This window comes from Erysipelothrix rhusiopathiae (assembly GCF_900637845.1).
Classification (GTDB): Bacteria; Bacillota_I; Bacilli_A; order Erysipelotrichales; family Erysipelotrichaceae; genus Erysipelothrix; species Erysipelothrix rhusiopathiae.
Genome location: NZ_LR134439.1, coordinates 1,373,254 through 1,396,505, shown reverse-complemented (window position 1 = coordinate 1,396,505; position 23,252 = coordinate 1,373,254). Strand labels below are relative to the sequence as shown.

The 23,252-nt window shown below is 30.2% G+C and carries 18 protein-coding genes and 1 pseudogene; 9 read left to right on the top strand and 10 right to left on the bottom strand.

The features are described 5' to 3' along the window. Positions 1 to 2: 2 nt before the first annotated feature. The 9 genes from EL194_RS06800 to EL194_RS06755 form a co-directional block, all read right to left on the bottom strand. The gene (locus tag EL194_RS06800) at positions 3 to 617 is read right to left on the bottom strand and encodes a C39 family peptidase (RefSeq protein WP_003773376.1); all 615 of its coding nucleotides are present in this window, start codon (positions 615 to 617) and stop codon (positions 3 to 5) included. A gap of 358 nt (positions 618 to 975) precedes the next feature. Further along, positions 976 to 1,611 carry an ABC transporter ATP-binding protein gene (locus tag EL194_RS06795; RefSeq protein WP_003773374.1) on the bottom strand — a complete coding sequence of 212 codons (636 nt, stop codon included), beginning with the start codon at positions 1,609 to 1,611 and terminating at the stop codon, positions 976 to 978. Between the two features lie 707 nt (positions 1,612 to 2,318). Next, entirely contained in the window at positions 2,319 to 3,185 is an 867-nt protein-coding gene (locus tag EL194_RS06785; protein ID WP_003773370.1) for a hypothetical protein, read from the bottom strand. 28 nt (positions 3,186 to 3,213) lie between these two features. After that, the gene (locus EL194_RS06780) at positions 3,214 to 3,642 is read right to left on the bottom strand and encodes a hypothetical protein (RefSeq protein ID WP_034886527.1); all 429 of its coding nucleotides are present in this window, start codon (positions 3,640 to 3,642) and stop codon (positions 3,214 to 3,216) included. A 311-nt stretch (positions 3,643 to 3,953) separates the two neighbouring features. After that, positions 3,954 to 4,358: a hypothetical protein gene (locus tag EL194_RS06775; RefSeq protein WP_003773365.1), complete on the bottom strand. Its 405-nt coding sequence runs from the start codon at positions 4,356 to 4,358 to the stop codon at positions 3,954 to 3,956. 319 nt (positions 4,359 to 4,677) lie between these two features. Then, entirely contained in the window at positions 4,678 to 4,920 is a 243-nt protein-coding gene (locus EL194_RS06770; protein ID WP_126345126.1) for a hypothetical protein, read from the bottom strand. A 662-nt stretch (positions 4,921 to 5,582) separates the two neighbouring features. Further along, positions 5,583 to 6,200 (bottom strand): ATP-binding cassette domain-containing protein, encoded by a 618-nt coding sequence (locus EL194_RS06765; protein ID WP_003773360.1) that lies wholly within the window; start codon positions 6,198 to 6,200, stop codon positions 5,583 to 5,585. Further along, entirely contained in the window at positions 6,201 to 8,360 is a 2,160-nt protein-coding gene (locus tag EL194_RS06760; protein ID WP_034886525.1) for a bacteriocin-associated integral membrane family protein, read from the bottom strand. It lies immediately after the preceding gene. 444 nt (positions 8,361 to 8,804) lie between these two features. Beyond that, complete coding sequence (locus tag EL194_RS06755; RefSeq protein ID WP_003773355.1) at positions 8,805 to 12,365, bottom strand: YobI family P-loop NTPase; 3,561 nt, start codon at positions 12,363 to 12,365, stop codon at positions 8,805 to 8,807. A 603-nt stretch (positions 12,366 to 12,968) separates the two neighbouring features. Between EL194_RS06755 and EL194_RS06750 the strand changes: the two genes are divergently transcribed. From EL194_RS06750 to EL194_RS06735, 4 genes are all read left to right on the top strand, one after another. Further along, positions 12,969 to 13,292 (top strand): IS3 family transposase, encoded by a 324-nt coding sequence (locus EL194_RS06750; protein ID WP_016357128.1) that lies wholly within the window; start codon positions 12,969 to 12,971, stop codon positions 13,290 to 13,292. Beyond that, the gene (locus EL194_RS08745; protein WP_081484478.1) at positions 13,293 to 13,604 is read left to right on the top strand and encodes a DDE-type integrase/transposase/recombinase; all 312 of its coding nucleotides are present in this window, start codon (positions 13,293 to 13,295) and stop codon (positions 13,602 to 13,604) included. A gap of 192 nt (positions 13,605 to 13,796) precedes the next feature. Next, the gene (locus tag EL194_RS06740) at positions 13,797 to 15,980 is read left to right on the top strand and encodes a hypothetical protein (RefSeq protein ID WP_003773351.1); all 2,184 of its coding nucleotides are present in this window, start codon (positions 13,797 to 13,799) and stop codon (positions 15,978 to 15,980) included. A gap of 69 nt (positions 15,981 to 16,049) precedes the next feature. Continuing rightward, on the top strand, positions 16,050 to 16,619 hold the full coding sequence (locus EL194_RS06735; RefSeq protein WP_003773349.1) for a hypothetical protein: 570 nt from the start codon (positions 16,050 to 16,052) through the stop codon (positions 16,617 to 16,619). Positions 16,620 to 17,168: 549 nt separating this feature from the next. On the opposite strand, the pseudogene EL194_RS06730 reads toward EL194_RS06735, so the two are convergent. Beyond that, a pseudogene (locus EL194_RS06730) lies at positions 17,169 to 18,336 on the bottom strand (IS3 family transposase). Between the two features lie 439 nt (positions 18,337 to 18,775). Here EL194_RS06730 and EL194_RS06720 point away from each other — a divergent pair. The 5 genes from EL194_RS06720 to EL194_RS06700 are packed head-to-tail and all read left to right on the top strand — an operon-like array spanning position 18,776 to position 23,251. Then, positions 18,776 to 20,164, top strand: a complete 1,389-nt coding sequence (locus EL194_RS06720; protein WP_003773340.1) for a radical SAM protein — start codon at positions 18,776 to 18,778, stop codon at positions 20,162 to 20,164. Continuing rightward, positions 20,161 to 21,156: a P-loop NTPase family protein gene (locus EL194_RS06715; RefSeq protein WP_003773338.1), complete on the top strand. Its 996-nt coding sequence runs from the start codon at positions 20,161 to 20,163 to the stop codon at positions 21,154 to 21,156. Before EL194_RS06720 ends, EL194_RS06715 begins: the two co-directional genes overlap by 4 nt. Positions 21,157 to 21,170: 14 nt before the next feature. Further along, complete coding sequence (locus EL194_RS06710) at positions 21,171 to 21,440, top strand: hypothetical protein (protein ID WP_003773336.1); 270 nt, start codon at positions 21,171 to 21,173, stop codon at positions 21,438 to 21,440. Further along, positions 21,433 to 21,621 carry a hypothetical protein gene (locus EL194_RS06705; protein ID WP_013852855.1) on the top strand — a complete coding sequence of 63 codons (189 nt, stop codon included), beginning with the start codon at positions 21,433 to 21,435 and terminating at the stop codon, positions 21,619 to 21,621. The genes EL194_RS06710 and EL194_RS06705 overlap by 8 nt, the downstream gene beginning before the upstream one ends. Positions 21,622 to 21,673: 52 nt before the next feature. Beyond that, positions 21,674 to 23,251: an ABC transporter ATP-binding protein/permease gene (locus tag EL194_RS06700; protein WP_003773334.1), complete on the top strand. Its 1,578-nt coding sequence runs from the start codon at positions 21,674 to 21,676 to the stop codon at positions 23,249 to 23,251. Position 23,252 lies beyond the last annotated feature (1 nt).

The window sequence follows — 23,252 nt, the reverse complement described above, 5'->3', positions numbered from 1 at the left end:
AATTAGAATTTCCCCTTCGCTACGATACTATAAACAATATTTGCTTTATTCCAGATATGATCTTTTCCTCCAACAAATGAAGCGTATTCAACAAAAACGGTTCTTCCCCAAGGATCATTGACTTCAATATAATGATAATCGGACGAGTTTTTATTTTCGACCCATTTATAACCTCTTCCTACAATCGCATGACCACTTCTTCCCTCTTTAAAGTCTGATTCAAATAAAATGATGTAAGGTTTTCCATTATTAATGGAAGTAGCATATTTCCAATAACCCAAAGGTCCATACTTAGAAATATAGTGATTTCCATAGGCAGAAGCATAATTAACAGCCTCGACCGTTTCAGAAACACTTCCTTTTGACGAAGTATTCCTCTCGCCTGTCACCTGATAGACTATATCTGAAATCGACCCTCTACTTCCGTAAAGGTAATCCCCTACCATCTTAGCTGACGTAGCCCAACACCAATACGTTTGCCCTTGCTTATACAGTGGAACCCATAAAGTTTTCTTACCACTTGCGGCATATAAATCTGTTAGTGAGGCTGAAAAGGTTATCACACCTACAAGTACAACAGTAACAATCTTCAAAAAACAATTTCTACGCTTCTCCATAATTTCCCCTCTTTATGTTCAATTTGTAGTATATACAAACAGTAACACTATTCAAATATTAAAATCAACATTGTTTTTTTCTCCGTAAACTTAACAATGGAAATAATATTATACTTTTAAGTTATTCTTGATTTTAAAGTACTTTCGATACTAACTTCAACGCGTGTAAATTAAAAAGTCTTTTGTATTTGAATTCATTCTAAAACGAATCTTGACGAAAGTCTTCTACCTAAATGTTGATTTCAACCGAAGCAGTCTAAGTACGGTTAAGATTATATATAAAAAAACACGTTCATTCGACTGGTCTACATCCAGTTTGATGAGCGTGTTTTTTTATCAATGTTTTATTGATTGGCTCTTATGCACAATCAACCATGATTTTTTTATCTTGTATTGTTAAGACGGTATCTGCTAGGTGCTCGATATGTTGATACTCATGGCTTGTGAAGATAATGATTCGGTCTTCATTGATATATCTTTTAATTAAATCTACGAGTACCATTGTTGACCTTTTATCAAGAGCATTAAAGGGTTCATCTAAGAGTACGAGATTTGGTTGTTCCATAAACGCTTGAATGATTCGTAACTTTTGTTTCATTCCTAACGAATAAGACTTATAGTGCTTGTGAATATTGCGTTCCATATCGAAGATTTGAATTAATTCGTTAATGAAGGTTTTATCCGTTTGTTTACGAATATTTATCAAGTACTCGAGATTTTCCATACCTGTGTAGTTTTTGATGAAATGCGAATCATTAATTAAAACGCCAACACTGTTCGGAAAATCACGGTTTACACCTAATGTTTCACCATACACATTGATTGATCCTGAGGTGGGTTTAGAATAGCCACACAGCATCTTCAAGAGTACACTTTTACCAGACCCATTCTCTCCAACGAGTCCTACAATCTTACCCTTCGGAAGTTCCAAAGAGATGTCGTCGAAAATTTCTAAATATTTAAATCGTTTCGATACATTTCTTATCTTAATCATAATATTCTCCAATCTTTTTTGAATGACCCCAGTATAAAAAATAAGTCATAACAATGAAACATATATAGATTGAGATATACCGTAAATTGATATCATACGTGTCAGGCATTACAATTAAATGATACTTGCCGATGATTATATCTGCTAACAACAATATAAATACAGTAAATATTTTGTGAATTGATCGAGAACCGTTTTTTGTTGCTATGTTTATAAAATTATAAAGTAGTTTTAAAAATACCATCAATAGTGCTATCTTGATGCCCTGTAAAAAAAGTTCAACTAAACTATTAGGAGACAAAACGAAACGAATGTGTTGAGTATTTGAAAAAGCAACTAAAAGTGCTCCATAACCCATAATTATGGCGAGGGAGTTCTTTAAATATTTTGAAAATAGATAGAGCCAATAACGGGTTATACTTTTAAATCGTGACATCATAAACATATGAATTGACGTTTCCTGTTCGCTTACGGTATCTGTATAGAGAAACAAGTAATAAACAATCAGATTCAATACCCCAAAAATTATTATGTCTTTGAAATAGAGTCCGACTCTACTGAATGCAGATGAGTTCATGAAATATACTTTATGCTCAGCGTAAATTTGGAATCCATGTATCGAATCAAGGTGTACATTTACCAAGTGTATAAAAGTAATGATCAGTAATGGGAGGACCATAATACATGGTAAGATTTTTTTTATTTTTCTAAACTTCATAACGACGCCAACTTATAAAGTACAAAACTACTGCTGTGATAATCGGAATAAGCAATGACGATAGATACATAAGTGTATTAGGATAACTATAAGCTCCTGAAACGATTACAGCTGATGGATCGAACATATATCTAAATACAGAGTTATAAGGGATAAATAATGAACTTGCGATTGAAAACGCAATAAAATACATCGTAAATGCTAGTGTTACCATAGGTAAATTTTGGAAATAAGGGACTACAAATCCATATGCGACGCCATAAATAAATGGAACAATAAAGAATACAAATATTCCCCATAATAAGTGATAAAGCCTACAGTGGTTTAAAAAGAAATCTTTAGGCAGCCAATCAATGAATAGTTTTACCGGAATACCAAATTGTATATCATCTGCACTCACTTTACTTCCAAATAATGAGGCGAATATATAGAAAATTAAATAACCCAAGAAGATTGAAATTGAAACTTTAAGCGACTCTTCAAAAATCTTCTTCCGTATGAATTTTGAATAACAATCAAAACGGTAACACTCAAAAAAGTGCTCATTGTTTTTCTTTAGGTAGATGTTTATCCCAACAATAGTGATAAATAGAGGAAGTAATAATTGAAATAAATTCGAGCCCCAGATCATCATACTAATGTAGGACCCTACACTTTGATGGAAAAACGGCCACCAATTGTTCTCTCCACCGAATTCTAACGCATCGATTCCCGAAAACTTAAAACAATTCTGAAATCCATCCCAAAGCGTTGATAGCGTGTGATTATTCGATTCTAGAGAAATGAAAAATACAGATGCAGAAAGTAATACAATAAGTAGGTAATCACTATTTTTTCTTACGTTACGTGAAAGCATATTACAATTCCTATCCTATTTTAAAGTCTTACGGTCTCCAAGATCCCGAAACTTGTGTATACCCACTATCCCATATATTTTGTCTGCGAGCCCGAAGATCATATTGAGTTCCTCTCTTTGTATTGGTATTTGTTATTGTAAAACAACCCGAGTCATGATTCATAAAAAGAACCTCTCTTTGTTCCTTACCCGTTCTAGAATTATGAATCGAAAAGAACATGTTGAGACCTTTTAAAGACGAATAATCCCATTCAATACCACTTGGGCTATACGTCTCTTTATCAACAACACTTGAAACTATCGCTCTTCTTCTATTTGCACGACCATCAAAACCATAATAATAGCAATTATAGTCCGTTGGTCCAGCAGCTTCATTCGCTTGGACGGATAAATCAACGATACTTCCTAACACCATCGTAAAAATCAAAAAAACCGATACACAAAATGCTTTTCTCATAATCATCCTCCTATTCTTTTGTGTACGCATAAAATATAACACAAAAAAAGCCTTTATTTTACTCCGCTATTTCGTATTAGAGACACGATTATATTTAGGAAATATTTAGATTATTGCATATAATACTTCCATTTTATACCCCAGTATTAAATTAGATACGGAAATTTTTTAATCGTCGTTTTACTCTTAAATGACAAAAAAGTGCGAATGATTTCGCACTTTGCATATATATTCATTTATCGAGTAATACCTAATTCAATTATTCTCAATAATAATTTTTCGAACATATCAAATCAGTATAAAGTTTATCGCTACAATACCGCATCGACCCAACTATCAAATGATTTAAAACTATTATTTTTAATAATATAATTCTCATTATTAATAATCAAGTAATAATTACCTACATTGTTAAATTCGTAAGTAGTTCCACTCTTTAGATTTATTGTTAGTGCTATCATTCCACCATAGATAACTTCCATTTTATTCTTAGAGATTTTCTCTACCTCAAATTCATCTAATGCGTCTACGAGTTCTGGGATATCTTCAGCATTCACTTCACGTTCTAAAACAGTTGGACCGATATGTCTCTCTATGCGAACACTTTCAATACCATTTAACTCAATATCATCTTGCATTGTCTTAAGCATGTCTTGCTTACTACAACCGGAAATGAACGCTAAAACAAGTACCCATACGATTATGAACCTTTTCATTCAAATTCCTCCTGTTAATTTTATTATACATGTTTTTCATCAACTTTAATCTATGTAGGATTATTCCAATTTAAGTAATCTACCATTCAAACATAAGATTTTTAAACAGAGTATTTTCATATTATTTACTGTCTAATATCATAGTGTTAGACAGAGTATTTCTACATAATGAATCTAACTCATTTTTTATAAAAAAAGTGCGGTCATTTCCCGCACTAACAAAGCTATACTCATTTAAAGGGCTGTAGATATTCAAACTAAATGATTTCTTCCAAATAGATAGACTGGATCTGATGTTTTTGATTCATATCCATATGGTCTATTCTTTAACAATATTAAGCAAAGAATAAATAAAAGCTATTATCGAAAATACAATTAATGCATATGATAATAGATTAATCATCGTAAGTCCTTTAAATTGTAAGAATATGTTCCATGAGTCTCCACTTATAACCCGATCAGCAGCATAAAAAACATGTGCGATTCTTAGTACAACAAAAGCAAAAAAGCCAGCACCAAATGATATTTCTCCAAGTTTCATTGCCTGTTTATTTTTATTCATAATATTCCCCCTCATAATTTTATTAATAATAAATTACACTCAATATTTGAATATAATTCTGTTCTTAAGCACTGCACTTACATTATACAAATAGACCCAAGGAGTACGAATTATGATCAAATCATCCCCTGAGTACCCATTTCTACTATGACTAGGTACTGGTACGCCAATTCGATGACTACGTCAAAACATACCTTTTGCTCTTTTGATTTGAATCTATAAGATTAGATAACTTGTTCATTATGCATTCGATCATTGGTTACGTTATAAATGTTGAAATTGAAAATAAAAAGCTACTATCTAATAGTTTATAGTCGATTCTTTTCTCAGAGAAATACTCCAACATTGATTATAGAAAAAGCATCTACCGATATTATTTATACCTTATAAAATCATGCTTCAACTTAGAAAGCCCTTACACAGATATTACCATAACATGATCAATAATCAAGACACTTTGTCAAAATAAAAAATAATAAGTGCATTGGTAATCTATCTTCCGAGATAGATTCATTTTAAGTGACACATCAACCGCCTGAAAAGCCACATGCATAATTAGGCGTTCGGTTTATTCAACGAAATATTAGATATAAAAATTACTACTATTATTTCGGAATTAAAGATCTAGATTTACGAATGCCCTTAATAGACTATTCATCTTATTATAGTTCTATAACTCGATCGCATAATTGCATAATTTCTTTACTATGAGAAACAATCACAACGACTTTCCCTTGCTTTGTAAACTCAGAAAGAATTCCCATCACAATCTCTGCATTTTCTTGATCCAAATTACCGGTTGGTTCATCCGCTAGAACGATATTACCTTTTTTTAAAATACACCGGGCCAATGCAACTCTCTGTTGCTCCCCTCCACTAAGTATATAGATTGGGGTTTCTAATATTGCGCTATCGAGTCCAACTTGTTTTAAAGCATCGTCTAACTTATTATCATCTTTCTTTTTAAGTACCAACTCAAGATTATACCGAACGCTCTCATTATCAATTAAGGCATAGTTTTGAAATAGATAGTTGATATTCTCACGGACCAATTGCACTTTTTTACGTTTGCTAATATTTTTAGTAGCTATCGAATCAATTAATAATTCTCCTTCATAATCAGAATCAATTAAACCGATTATATTTAATAGTGTACTTTTTCCAGAGCCACTTTTCCCGGATATCCCAACCAACTCACCCACCACAAATTTTTCATTAATATCATGAAACAGCGTGCGATTACCAAATGTTCGACTTACCGACTTCAATTGAATCATCATCTATTCCCCCTTTATCTGATTACTCGAATTATTTCTAACAAACTTCGATTTCACAATACTAAATACGATAACATCAATCATTATAATTAACAGAAACAGAACTCCAATTCCTTTAAAACTAATGGTCGTTTTTAAGAACACCGGCAAAATTACAGTAACAATAACAACAGCAAGTAAATCTGTAAAGAATAACAAAAGAATGTATTGTTTGAATATATTGAAATCAGATTCCCCTATTAGTTTTCTAACGAAGATTTCTTTTCGAATATCGCTCATATACGTATGTGTTATATTAAAGGATACAAAACTGATTAATAAAATTGAGATAAGCAGTATACCGGTATAGATCTTTACAGAAAATTCCAAAATAGAAATCATTATATTTAGATCATTTGAAGTGTTGTTAAAATGTTCAACAGAAATATTATTCTCTATATTGAACTGTTTGAAAACATCTTCATTCTTCTTATACCACGATTCCTTTGTTTCCGTCGAGTCCAGACTAAACTGCGCAGCTGTTGACGTTCCATAACCAAAGAATCGGAGTTGATAATCGGGAATCCCTTTAACTGTATTCTCATCAAATACAATTAATATCGGATTATGGATAAGATAATCCGAACCGACTACTTCACTGTTCATTGAGAAAAAATCTGAGTCTTCATAGATTATTGATTCCATCTGCAAATCATCTACGATTGTTTTCGTTGATTGGAAATACTCGCTATAGTCTTGAAGTATCGAGTTCTCAGAATCTTGTAGCTCTCTCGGTATTAATATGACACGTTTTTCTTCTTTTAGGGCGTTTTTAATTTGTTCCATCGGTAATAATTTATAATCGTTTATATAGATATCATTAACCAGAGCAAAAATATACTGATCATCATAACAATTTCTTGCTAACTTTCGTTCGTTCGTTTCATCAGGGCAAGAATAAGCGGAAAAATCAACATAGTAGCCATTATTACCCGCGACGATTTTTTTATAAAAATCTGAATAATTAAATTCTGGATATCCTATTGGAACACGCTTATTGCTTGTAGAATTATTATCTGATCTGTTTTTTGCATAACTTGTAAAAGCATAAGTGTCCCGATAGTTTTCAAAAATACTGAGTTTATAGCGTTGATCAGTAAGCGACTCTAACATATTTGTCGTATTGAGTAAAAAATATCCCAGGATAATTGTAAATAATACCTTGGACACCATCGAAATCCTAATTATCGCATTTGTTGTTTTTTGGTTTTTTGTAAGCGAAGCAATGCTATATTTTCGCGTAATAACAGTTGAAGCTGTAATAATCAAAATAATCGATGCCAGTAGATATACTGATAGATATGTGATCTGAATTTTAATTAGGTAAATATTCCAATAGTTCAAAATTAATGATGTCACAAACATTACAATAACCGAGAAAACTATATACCACGAAATATATTTAGATATTCCTTTTTTTGCTACTGAAAAATCAGACAATCCAAGTAATTTATATACGCCGATTTCTTTATTTCTTTTTACAAAACTAAAAATCGTTACGAGCATATTACTTATCGAAAAAATTACAATTGCAACCATCAAAAACAAGAAGAAAAACTCAGCATCACTTGAGATTGTTTTTTGCTGAACAATTTCATCAGCATCTAACCCCGCTCGCTGAGCAATTTCTTCAATATATACTTCAGCTTGTTCTTGATCTTTTGCATAGAGATCAAGAAAACCGTAGACTTCTTCGTCTAAGGTACTTTCATCAAGTTTTTTAAAAGTTAATTCAAGTTGCTCGTTTGAACCAATGTTTAGTGGTTTGACATAAAAATCGTGATTTTTATTCGTTTCAAAAGTTGATAAACTTAATGTTCCCGGCGGAATTCTTACGCCTAAAAATTCTTTGACGTCAGTGCTAAAGTCATTAACAGATACATAGCGAATTTTCTCGCTGTATTTTCCAAAATAAACATGGTTTTTTTGGGCAGAACCGATAATACTCATAAACTCATCTTTCGATATTTTTGCAGTATCTGGTATATAAATACTCTTATAGGATCCTGATTTAAAAATATCATTAAGCATCGTTTCTTGTTGTGCGGACACTAACAAGATTGAGAACATTACTATAAAGACGATGAAAACAGACGTAAAGACTCTCGTAATTTTTGATGACATTGCAATTCCCCTCTTTTTTTTAATGCTATGTTAGTTTTTAACCATTAAATTAACTTATTAAGTACGGGTTATTCATAACACAGAATAGCATAGGTGTATAAAGTCCCACCCAATAAGCGTAAACGTTGGGAAACCTCAGGTATCTTACCAATTTCCCACGATCCAACATGACAATACTCAGAACTTGCTCTATCTGTTGCTTATAATCAAATTTCTGCTTGACTCCAAATGCTATTTCTAGATTGCGGGTCCCAAGCTTCGATCCTCACTGTCTTCCATGAACTCAAGTATATTTCATCTTTTTATTTCAAACCATTGTCCGATCCAAAATTGCCGGAATCATCTAATACACAACTAACAGAAGTGATTAATTACATAAATACAGATATACGTAAAATAATTCTATTTGCATTATAGGTTCCTCTAAAGATTATGTATTCTTTATTATTTTTGCCAGTTTATTTTAAACGTTATTATCGAATCATTTTCCTCAGAAACTTTTACTAATTTTTCTTCTTTAAGTAACTCCAAGTCACAATTAACTTTATTTGTTACTGGTTTACGAAAGCTCTTACTATAAGCATTGGTACTTATAACAGTAAATTCTCTCGTTTTTTCAAATTTCTTGAATATATCTCGTTTAAATTGATTAGTTTCTTTCATTATTTCCAATATAGTTTTAGGTGACTTTACTTCTTCATTGCTGAATAGTTTGTCAATTAATTCCTTGTGGTCATCTATTACGTCGATGATGTATTTTTTATATCGGTCAAGGGCATTATTATTGCCTTCTGATATTATCTTTCTCAGCAAATCAAATGATGGATAAAGAAAACCTTTCTCAATAAGAATGTTCTCACAATCGGTATCACTAATTGTTTCTTTCATCGTGAATTCAACTAATTCTATTATTCTCAAGGGTAATTTACTTACAAGTCTTTCAAGTGATTCAACATCAGATTTATCTGAAATATTTACAAATAGTTTTGTGAAAAAAGTTCTACTGTTTTTACATTCCAATATATTAGAAACGCACTCATTATAGTCATATGTTGACAAAAATTCAAGCATTGGTTTATTGGGTTCACTATCTAAAAATAAATTAACAATATAGTCAATATTTGGTTGATTTATTTTAAATAAATTTCTAGTTATAACTTCCTCGACTACCTCTTCATTTAATTTACTTAAGTCATCAAACCAATGAATAAATTCGGAATTTGCATCTCTTCTAAACATATCCTTATACTGTAATGGAACTCTCTCAGTTGAGTAGTTCTCGATTGAATCAAATATTACAAGCGATTCTTTAAGACCCAAATTATTAATCAAACGTTCTTCAAAATCATACTCATTAAGACTTTTATTATTAATCCAGAATCTAATACTTTTATCTGTATCGATGGGTCTAGGTCCAACAATCAGACTATCTCTAGTTTCTATAGGATTTTCCAACATAAAGTCAATCATTTTTCTCTCGTTTTCTTTATCTAATTTTAGATTTAAATATAAAGCATCCTCGGAATCAGGATAAAAAAACATTAATTGCATCAATCTATGACTATTCTTAAATTGATGTTTCTCAATTTTTTGTTTTAGTGTTTCTTTATATTGAGTTAAACTTTTTTTAAATAAGACACTTGGGTTATCGATGAAATATCGTTCAAATTTTATTCTGATTTTATCAGATGCAACAAGAAGCATGAACTTTCTTTCAATCTCATTTATTTCTTGACCAAAATTGATGGTTCTATCGATAAGTGAATCTAATGACTTAATTTCAAACATATTGTTAACAAAGCTTACGAAAGAATCAATTTTAAGTATATCATCTAAACTCTTAGTAGCTAATAACGCTAGAAATAAGTAATAACTTGTATTGGCAAAACCCATCTCTTTGGAATCAAAATTATTGAACATAACACTAATAAACTCTTCAGAATAGTATTCACAATCTTGTAACATTATTTTATAAATATCATTACTATATTTTGCCATACCATAATATCCATATGAAAAGAACTCTATTGCCATTTGTGGTTTTTTTCTCTTAATTTGGTCTTCTAGATTAATTACCATCTGTTTATATTGTGAAATATATTGTTTTCTTTCTCTAAAAAAATTCATCATATTGTAATTAAACAACTTTGATGTTTCAAATTTTTCATTATTGATTAAAGACATGATGGTTGGAATATTTTCTTCATTCACTTTAATGCTTGGGTCGATACTAGTATCATTACTAATAGCCTGTTCAACTAGAAATGTCTCTTCAGGAGTTAAATCATCACTTCTATGGCTTATATATATACTTACTTTTGAAGTTAGATAGCCCTTAAAGAGTAATTCCCCGATTACTTCATTATAATTCGTATTTTCTGACCACTCTATTTTAAGTTCATTATCTCCTTCTGGAACGTAATAAGATATTTTCATCATATTAGAATTAATTTTTTCCTCTAGATCAGCAATATATTTTTCATAATTAGAATTTAAGAACTTGATTCGCGTTTTATAACTTTGCGATTGCATTACATCCTTAAAATGACGATTATAAATATATCCATATGAACTACTTAGCTCAGAATCATTAAAATAATTTGGTTCTGAAATTTTAAAAGTCTCAACCAATAATATTTCTTTCTCATCATTTAAAATATCTTTCTTTGCTGAATCAATATTTTTTTCATAAGATTCATTACTTGTTTTTAATTTAGCTGTTTGTTCGTTCTCATTTTTTATAAGAAGGCTATGCAGATTGCCATTACCTTCTAAAAAACTGTTGTAATCTTGTGTGAAAATATGTTTGTAAATTGATAGCGAAAGCAATAAATCTTCAATTTTTGTTCTCTCCTGATCTTCCAAACCAAGTTTTGAAATTTTATCTCCATAATAGGATTCAGATAGAAATATATAGTCAGATATAATTATTCTTAGTAGTCTAGACTCATGAATGCAATTTGTTAAAATCCTTATCAGTCCATCCGAAACGTGAGTCAATGAATAGTTTCCTAAATCTTCACAAAGTTTTTGAATTTCTTTAACATAACTATAAGAATACGAGTAACTCATATATGGGACAACATTTATGGAATGGTCAAAAAACTTCGCTCTTAGTTTTTCATCATCGATAGTACTAAAGTCTAAGAGAAATATAAACTTCATTTTGCGCATTGCGCTTCTATTGTATAAATTAGCAAATTCTCTTAATTGAAAAATAACACCCTTATCCATAAATCGATCTAAATCTTCAACAATCACAGCATCAAAATTTGATTTGGATAATAGTCTTATTAATTCTGTCGTTACTCTATCAAACCCAACATCATGTTGACTAAGTTGTACCTCGATCGACGGAATTTTAACTCGATTTATTATTGACGAAAAGTTTGAAGTTGAAATCAAAACATAAATCGAGTAAAGAATCCACAAAACTGAGAAAGTAAATAGTATGACGGTTGATTCAGGCAATATAGGTATTGCCTTTATAGTTATAGCATTTCTAAGGGTACTCCAAAAAGATTTTATATTTTCAATCCTTGGTCCTAAAAAATAAACGATAGCAATTCCAAGTGTACATAGTGAAAAGAGTGGATACAGAAAATAGTCAAGTCTCTGGTTGGATCTGTTAGAAACTTGATTATAGATTTGCTCAATTATTTTTTTCTCTAACGCAATCCCACTATTACAATCAGAATCAAGTTTACTTTCGTCATCTTCAATGTGGTTTTTCTGTTTCACATTTGATGAATAAGGAAGTGCTGAAATATAACAAAATTTTAGTTTTTTATTTTTTTCTAGTGTTTTAATGAGTGTGCTTTTTCCGGTACCATATCCCCCAACAATCGCAGTAGTATTAATTTCTTCATTAGAAAACACAAGATTTAATTGTTCTTCATACTTATCATAATCATCTTTATTTGAATTAGGATATACATCCAAGAGTTTTTTTCTTTTCTCAATTATATTATCAAAATTTTTTGGTTTGTTTTCTGAAGTTTGCATTTAGTTTCCTTTCGTAGTTATATATGCATATAGTATATCATTAAAAAAACGATAAATAGGCAGATTTAAGATATATAGATTCGTTTTATTTTCTATCGTTTTTATGAATGAGGTCAACTTTATTATATTTTCATATTACAAATTCCACTCTGCATATATATGTATGTTAAGTTGGATGGGCTACACTTTAGATGACAGTTTCTTAATAGACATACAATAATGTAAGAAAGTGAGGAACATAGTATGACTAGAAAAAGATAGAGTGTGGATTTCAAGAAGCAAGTCGTTGAGCTTTATAACAGCGGCAAGACCATCCTGAATATCGAGCGAGAGTACGACCTTCATGCATCTGTAATCTACTGATGCATGAAGCGCTACAACAAGAGTGGCTCATTTAAGGCATCTGAGAATATACTCCTGAAGAGAACCGACTCATTGAACTTGAGAAAGAAAACAGACAGTTCAAGATGGAAAATGATATTTTAAAGCAAACGGCGCTGATTATGCCACGAAAGTAAAACTCATCCGGTCAATCGCCGTAAGTATCCCATATCAGCAATGTGCAATATTCTAAACGTTAGTAGACAAGGCGTTTATACCTATGTGGATTCAAGTGAGAAAGTTGATGAATACGCTGAGAAAGTCACCAAGGTATTCTATGACAGTCATGGAATCTATGGAACACGAAAAATGAAGGCGCTACTGACACGCGAAGGAGTTATCTTATCCCGTAGACGTATATCACGAATCATGTGTGACAATGGCCTAGTATCTGTTTATACCAACAAGAAATATCGACCATACAAATCAAAGGTCAATAAAAATACTACAACAAATGCAATCAATCGGAAGTTTGATGATCGTAAGCAGTTTGAAGTAATAGTCAATGATTTAACTTATTTAAGACTTGGTTCTAGTTGGAGTTAGATCAGCACCATCATCGATTTACATAATTGTGAAATCGTTGGATGCAGTTGTGGGCAAAAGAAAAACGCAGAACTTGTTCATAAGGCGTTTGTGAATATACATTTAAATTTAGGTAGCATTAAGTTCTTTCACTCAGATAGAGGAAGTGAATTCGATAATTATTTAATTGATGATGTCTTATCAACGTTTGGGATTAAACGGTCGTTAAGTCAGAAGGGCAACCCTTACGACAATGCCGTCCCGAGACACAATTCAAGACGATCAAAACAGAGTTTGGCAGATAGCATATTTTCTCAACACTTAAAGAATTGAATTGTGAGTTCGGCAACATGCTGAGTGCTTTAATTCCAAGAGTCTTCATGCAGCATTGGAGTATAAAATACCATTAGAATACAAGCAACATTCTACTATTAATTTGTCTATATAAGTGTTGCCATTCACTATGTCTTTACTAAAGATAATGGTTTATACTTTAGTTAAAACTAATGAGGAGGATATTACTTTATGCTAAAGATTGAAAAATTTGATAATGTGTACGGAATAAAAAAGCTGACTAACCCTGAATTGATCAAAAAGAACACCCTAATTTATGCTCCAAATGGAGTAATGAAGTCTTCATTCAGGGATGGATTCATTGATTTGAAAAACGGTTTGAATCCAAAAGATTTGTTTAATAATTTGGAAGCAAATATATCAATTGAGTATAATGGCGAGAAATATGATTCAACTTCTGTTAAGAAACTTGACGTAGTAGTCTTCGATTCTGAATTAACAGGTAATGATATTTTTTCTATTCCTGATATAGCGAAATTAGTGATGTCAAGTGATCTAAGAAAAAAATACACAAAGGAAATTGAGAAAGTCAAAGCATATATATCAAGAATTTTGGAGTTATATTCAACTAATGTTACTGAAGAAAAACGAGGAACTTCAAAAACTGAATCTTTGATCAGAACGATTTATCCCGGCAAGGATATTGTAGAATCAATATCTAATTTAACTTTAAGGTTTGAAAAAGATGAACATGAATTGGAAAAATACAACAAACTATCGTTTAACGATTTCAACAACGATAGCGTGCAAGCACTATTTTCGAATGATAATTTTGCACAAAGTTGTACCTTATATTTAGAAAAAGTTAACAAAAAAATTGATGAGTTTATTTTTAAAGAAGGATTTGGAATTGATGAACTTGTTAATGTAAATAAGAACCTAAAGATCAGTAAGTTCTTTGATGCAGGACATAAAGTGGTACTGAACGAAGTTGAATATAAAAGCGAAGATATTGATTTATTAATTGAAAAAACAATTAAGGATCTCTATGAAGATACTGATGTAGAGACACAGTTTTCGAGCATAAAAAAAGCATTGAACAAAAATAGAGATACGAGAAAATTATTAACTGTTGTACAGGGTGATAAGACGATAATTAACGATTTCTCTGATCCTGTTTTTTTGCGAGATAGAATTATTTATTCAAAACTGTTTGATTATAAAACTGAAATCATAGAAATTAAAGATGCACTTAATGAATCAAAAGATAATATTAATATTATTATTGATGAGGCGAACAATGAAAGTACGATTTGGGACAGTGTGATTGAAATATTTAATAAGAGATTTTGGAGTGGAACATTTGATGTAAGTATTTCAAACAGATCTGATGCCTTGATTGGAAGAATGTTACCAACATTTAATTTCTCAGTGCGAGAAAGTGGTATTCCAGTTGACGATTCTGTCTTCACAAGATTTAGTAGTGGAGAAAAAAGAAGTATTTTTATTCTAAATATGATATTTCAAATTGAAATAATGAAATCTAATAATAGCCCTTTTATCGTTTTACTTGACGATGTAGCGGACTCGTTTGATTATAAGAACAAGTATGCAATAATTGAGTATATTAGAGAATTACAATCAAGTGATAAAATTCAGTTAATTATTTTAACTCATAACTATGACTTTTTCAGATCTGTTTCTATTTCATGTGATAATTTGAATTCAAAAATACTGGCCTATAAAGACCAAAATGGCGTGGTATTATATGAAGCCAAAAACAAGCAATTGTTTGATTATAGCTATTTTAATGGTTGGAAAAATGATAAAAAATTAAATTCATTAATTGCACTTATTCCTTTAGCAAGAAACTTGGTTCAGTTGCAATCAAATGCCACGGACCCTGATTATATTAAGTGCACAGAGTATCTTCATTATACTGATACAAGTGATCAATTGTTATTGGATGATTTAGATAATCTTTACTCTAGATACAACATTACGAAAAAATCTGAGTATAATAACCTGAACTATATTGATACATTAGAAAATGAGGTTAAATCTATCTTGAAAAACGATACTCTCAAAGAAACTAGCATTAAGGAAAAATTAATACTAGGAATATTTCTAAGAGTTTTTTCTGAAAAGTATTTATATGATTCATATCTTCTATATACAGAAAATATACCAAGTGTTTCTTTTGATAGTCACTATTCATCAAAGTTGTATGATGGAATAAAAGATAAACTTATACCTGAAGAAATCAGTGTAATAGAAAGTTCCAGAATTATCGCGCCATCTTTTATTCATGTTAATAGTTTCATGTATGAGCCACTTATTGATGTTGGTACCGAACGTTTGAAATTTGTAGCTGAGGATCTAATGAATATTATTGAAAATCGTAAGAATACATAAATTGAATTATTCTTCTATTGTGGCTTTAAAGATTGAAAACAAGTATATTGTTTGTAAGTGAGGAGACCTATGAAGAAAAATGCTCTATATTCTATAATTGTTGCAATTATAATAAACGTAATTTCGTCAGTTATTTATGCTTTAATTGAGAAGATTAATTTTATTGAAGCTTTTTTGCAAATATGGGAATACTTATTTGAACTAATAGCAAATATTTTAAATTTCGAAATTAAGATATGGCAACTTATTGTTCCAATTATTTTATTATGTGTCACACTATATATCATTGCTCTTAAATCATCAAAATCAAATACTAAGATTTCAAAAGAATATATGGAATATATCTCAGGAAAATATAAAGATATTCATTACAAATGGACTTTAGATTCATATAATAATGTCGTATCTATTAATCGATTTAACTTCCGACCAGTATGTGGTTGTGGTGGAGAGCTAACATTCAAGAGGCAATTTGGCAATATGCATTTTTCATCCGACAAGTTATTCTGTGTTAACTGTGAAAAACTTATTGATGGTGATTATAATCATGAAATTCATAATGATGCATTATTGTTTTTTTCTAATAATCTAGGAAAGAAAATTGAAAAGCATAATCGTACGATTTTGGATGAATCTTAAACAAGTGATATCAAAATGATGTCAAAAACTTTGAGAAACAAGATAATCGTGAGAATACAGAGAAAAGTGATATTAAAATAGGCTTTGAAATGGGTAATTTGTGGTTAATGAAAGATTTTATGTAGTTGAGTGGGAGTAGCAAACTCTACTTATAACATTTATATATCGGTAGAATTCTTAAATTTAAATCTCAACCGCACCACCGAAGGTGCGGTTTTTTCTGTTTAATAAAAAAAAGTCTGTACGATTATGAACTAACCCCAAATCTTGGACAATCAAATTATCTGCTAAATTTAAGGATTGATTCCTGTATTAATTAAGAAGAACTCCATTAAGTAATTACATATATCTAATATCATTCTACCAAATTAAAAGTTTATTAATTATTCAAAAGAGTGACGAGTTCTATCACAATAGCCACACCTACTTAGGTTATCTGTTGAATTATGAACCCTTCTTTATTATATCAGATGTTTGCCATTCAAGTATTTTTTATGGATTAATATCAATTATAACTTAATCATTAGTATCTGTTATGGCAACACTTTTTTAGACAAATTCACTAGTTAGTCTTTGTTGGTATTCGACTGGGCTCAAATAACCCAAAGTCGAGTGAATGCGTTTGTGATTGAACCAATAAATGTATGTCGATAATTCTTCCTTTAACTCATCGAGACTCTCAAATGATCGTCTCCTTACAAACTCTGTTTTAATAATCTTGAATGTGGCTTCCGCTACTGCATTGTCATTAGGTGTACCCTTCGCACTAAGTGATCGTGTAATCCCAAATGCTCCAAGCATTTCGCCAATGCTGTAATTCTTGAACTCTGAACCTCTATCGGTATGAAAATATTTTATATTAGATAGATTTCCGTCTACTTTCGTAAAGGCATCTAGGACAAGAGATGGCGTTTTCCTTTCACCACAACTTGATCCAATTATTTCTCGCGCATGAAGGTCTAAAAGTATGCAAATATAATTCCAGTTATTCCCAACTCTTACATAAGTCAAATCACTGACAACAACCTGCAACTTACTTCTATCATTGAAATCTCGGTTTACTAAATTTTCAATTTTTGATTCGATGACATCAGATGAATGATTTTTATACTTCTTTTTAGTATAAACTGACACCAGTTCATGTTTTCTCATAATTCTTGATATCCTGCGTCGTGATGTATTGATTCCATTTCTTCGAAGGTCAGCTCTAATTTTACGACTGCCATATATCGAATGACTCTTATAAAATACATCAATAACTTCATCTTCAAATTGATCGATTTCTTTTGTCTTTGGCCTGTATGAATAGATCGCGCTTCTTGCTACATTTAGATATTTACACATTGAAGAAATTGAATATTTATCCGAATTCTTACGTATAATCTCTATTTTCGTCCCATAATCAATGTACTACTATGCCCCAAAACTCGAAGAGTACAGGAGGCAGCGCTGCTTGCTTTAAAATATCATTTTCCATTTTTAACTGTTGGTTTTCTTTTCGAAGCTTTATAAGTTCATTTTCTTCGTCAGTTCTATTAACAGCAGCTTTGAAATATCCTGAAGTAGTCTGTTGTTTTACCCATCGGTACACCAGCTGTTCATTCAAATCGTAATCGCGCGCAAGGTCACCTGCAGATCTTCCACCTTGATACAATTTCACAATTTGTGTTTTAAATTCATCAGTAAATTTTCTTCTTGTTCTTTTTTCCATGATAATATCCTCTTTCTGTTATTTTATACTAACTAACAGATTTGTCTATAACATTGTAGCCGGTCCATTTATCGAAAGAATCACCTAAATCAGATATAAATAGTATAGGAGTTTTAATTGACGTTAATTTAATATAATCTTGAAAACTAAATTTTTCAGTAGATTTATTAATGATATTTATAATATAACTTTCATCAATATAATGTGAAGGTGGCATAGTCATGTACTTAATTTCCTTCATAAGCTTAATAATAGGCCATTATAACCAAAGCATAATTATAGTGTTTTACTTTGATTGACCCTATTTTACTAAATCCTTTAATTTAATTGTAAAATAATCTTGTGAAAATACGGCAAAAAAAACATTCTTGACAACTGATATCAGGTGGCATATATTTAGAATATAAAGGGTAAGCGCTTTCAAATAGAGAGGAACGCGATCACGATGAAAATTCCAAGTAATGTTATGCTTAGAAAAATTGTTTTGAAGACCATTGGTAGCACGTATATCTATAACTCTGACTTTGATGAAATAACTAAAATAGGTTCATTAAATATTACAACTTCTCAAATTAATGAATCTATCAACAGTTTCCAGAATATGTCGGTTCTTCAAAGAAAATGTGCTCCTTCTACTGATGAGATGTTAGTCAAAGAAATTCTAAACAGACAAATTTCTCAGCTAACTTTACAAGTCACTCAAGGTTGTAATTTAAGATGTTCTTATTGTCCCTATAGTCAAGAGAATACTTTCACAAGAAGCCATAATAACAGTTTAAATATGACAGTTGAAACTGCAAGAGAAAGCATACTATTCTATGCTCAACACTCTAGAGATTGTAATAATAAAAATATAGCATTTTATGGTGGAGAGCCCATTTTTAATTTTAAGCTAATTAAAGAAGCAGTTGAATTTGGGAACAAAATGTTTGGTGAAAATGTTTCATATCATATGACTACAAATGCAACGCTATTAACTCGGAACATCTTAGAATTCCTAGATACTAATGATTTTAGGCTCATGATTAGTATTGATGGGCCAGAAAATATAAATGATCGCAATAGAAAATTTTCTAATGGACATCTCGGAGTATTCAAAAGGGTTATTGATAAAATAGAGTTAATAAAAAAAGATTATCCCTGTTTATATCGTTATTTAAGTATCAATATGGTATTAACTCCCGATAATACATTTACAGAATACCAAGATTTTATTCAATCCAATATGTACATATTTAAAGATATTGGTGTAAATGCTTCGATAGTTTCTGAAATAGGCCTGGATATCAGCTATTCCCAGAGTGAAATTTTTATTGAAGAGTACAAATATTTCCAATTTTTAGTTCTTATCGATATATTTACAGAAATAGAATTCCCTCACCAATACCTAGTATTAATGAAAAATTATAAAAATGATTTATTAACATTTTTAAGAAAATTCCAACTTTATTCTGGTATACCTCATAAAGGAAAAATCAACACTACGGGCCAATGCATCCCTCTAAAAACTAGAATGTTTGTTTCTGTTGACGGGGATTTACATCCGTGTGAAAAGGTAATGGAAAATCATTCAACTGAACTAGGAAGTGTTTATACAGATATTGACCATAATAAGGTGAATCAACTATATAGATTTAATAGCAGTTTTTATGAAAAATGCGAAAATTGTTTCGCTTTAAATTATTGTTCCAATTGTATTGCGCTTTGTTCTGATAAAGATTTATGTAATTATGACGGATATGGCGAGTCTTGTGGATATATAAAAAATAATCTTGTTAATAATTTAGCTACTGTTTGCATTATTAGAGAACTTTCAACGAGAGGTTTACTATGAAAATTTTATATCTTTCTGCAACAAAAAAAGATTACTCTGTCATAGTAAATTTACATGATCAAGGTAATGAATTATTTGTTGTATGTGATTTGAAATATGGTTTAGGAGAAGACGATATTTCGATTCTTCTTAATTTCCCACCTATTGGGATTACCAATTGTAATTTTGATGATATTAAATTTGAAAAATTCGACTGTATAATTGATAAGAACAACATCTTACGCTCTTCAGAAATTAATTACATGACTTTGCCAACTTCTCAATATATTGATGAAAGTTATATTATGAATATCATTAATAAATCTACTGAAAAATTTAGTTTTCAAGATTATATTAAATTAACGCCAATTAAAACTCCTATACTATTTATATCTGATTTAGGTGATTCTTTCGATAAATATTACATAGCTAACAAACTTAAAATTCAACTTGAACGATTGGATGTAAATCCAATAATTATTACAGATTTGAGAGAATCAGCTATTCTAAAATCTTATATTTATCCTGATATTTTCTTTGATTGGAGAAGTCCAGTTGACTTTCGGTTAAGTTATCTAACATCCTGGATTAATTGGATAGAAAATAAAGAAAACCCTGACTTAATTATCTTGACTATACCTGGAAATTACAGCGAAGTAAGTGATGAACTTATTGGTGATCTGGGTGTATATAATTATCTTTTATCATACTCGTTATCTTGTGATTTCTCAGTTCTTTGCTCCTCTTATATATTAGAGGTTGAAAATGATAATTTTGAAAAATTTAACAGATCAAGATTTGGTTACGCTATTGATTTCCATATAAAAAATAATGTTTCTTTACTAAATGATGAACCAGTTTTTGATTCTTCCAATCGAGATTGTTTTAGAGTAAGCCATGACTATATTATAGAATTCGAGAAGGAATCCGATTGCAATAAAAATTTTGTTTACGTGAATAAAACTTATGAAAAACTAGCTAAAAGTGTTGTTAATAAATTGAAAGTTGATTAACCAAGGAGGAACATATGGAACATAGAAGCATTTACGATATAATTTTAGGGCTAATGTTACAAAATCATATCATTAAAGATCGAAACATAGATTATAAATCTTCTCTGTTAGGCAAAAATAATGATTTATCACCATCAGAATTATTTTACCTAATCAAAATAATTGAAAACCATTTTAATATTAATTTTTCATTAGAGGATTATCGGAATTATGGATTATCAACTTTAGAAAAAATTGTAAATAGAGTTTACAATTTAAATGGAGAGGAGGTGAATTATGAATAAACTACAGAAAACGAATCAAAGTACTTCTTCTATTAACTCATTACTTTCAAATTGTTCTTGTATAAGTAGAGGTTGTACAAATTGTAGTACGTGGGGCGATAATTTGGCACGCTTAAATCAGGATAAATATATTGGTTCAAAAAATATTTCTAATCAATATGTTACAGGAGACCCATGGTAATTAATAGAACGCACTTTAATCGAGTGCGTTCTATTAATTAGGGCAATTACTTATGGTTAATAAATTCTATTTGGAAATTTACAAAAATAATAAATCTCTTTTTACAGGTATCTCTTTACTAAAAATATGTAACTACTTTTTACTGCTAATCTGTCCTAAAATATATGGTGAGTTTATTAATGAGTTGCTATACCATGGTTCTAGCAAACAAATTATCGCGTATCTTTTACTAACTATCCTTTCACTTCTCATCGGTTTATTAATTTTTTGGCTTCAAAAAAATTTATATTTTAAAATAATAGAATGCATTAATAAATCACTAGTCGAGAACTATGATATGTTATCTTACGAAAGTCAAAAAAATGCAGACGAAATGCTATACTTACAACTTATAAGTGAAGACAGTCATATATTAGCCAATTCATTTTTAGAATTTATGGATGTTATCTTGATACACTTGCCACTTATGCTTTTTGGTTTACTATACTATTTATCTGTTAGCTCTAAATTATTAATATTTATTTTAATTTCTGTTCTTGTTCACTCATTATATTTATTATATATTATGAAAAAAGAAGAAAAATGGTACAAAGATTCACTACGGAATCAAAAATCAATTAATGATGTGGCATTTTCAAAAATTAAATCTCTCTGGCACTCAACATTAAACGATCTCACAGCATTTTTTAATTCGTATTATTTATTACAAAGAAAGAAATATTATAAAACTGAACAAGAAATAGAGTTAAAAACACAACTATCTGATCGTGTGTTTACTCTACTATCTGTTATTTTGACTTGTTCATTCTATTTTCTACTAGCAAAAAATTTAAACAGTTCTATTTTTACGGTTGGCGATTTTTATAAATACGGGAGTTACTATGGATATATAAATTCATCTATGATTTCAATATTAAATTATTTGATAGTAAGAAAAAAAGTTATAATTTCAATGGAAAGAATTAAGAATAATTGTATAATGAAGTCAGTGGTTCACAAAAGAAAAAATATTAATCATTCATGTAACAATCAAAAAGTTGAACTTCGTTTGGTTGACTGCTCATACGATATAAGTGATTATAACCTGATTGAAGACTTTTCTTATTCATTTAAAATCGGTGAAATCTACGTGATTAACGGAAAAAATGGTAGTGGTAAGACGACTCTTTTAAATTTAATATACGGTAATATTACACCAAATAAGGGAGTAATTATAAGTCACAGTTGGTTGTTAAAAAAAAGAATATTACTTAAGAATGAAGGAATAGATGACATCTATTATGATCAAATAATTATCCCTATATTAGATAAAGTATATAATGACTCTGATTGTTTTGCTGACACTACTTTATTTAAATTTTATAAAGATATTAACGGTAAACAGTACTCTCGCATGTCAACTGGTGAACAAATGAAAGTAGAAATTCTCATAGTTTTCTCTGAAAAATGCAAAGTATATCTTTTAGATGAACCGACAATAGGTTTAGATAATAATTCTATAACTTTGTTAAGAAATTTTTTAAAAAGAATTTCTCAAGTCTCAATCTTGATTATCGTATCACACGATCCTGAAATTGTAGATATGGCTGATAAAATAATTGATTCGGCTACTTTTAGAGAGGTGATTTAAT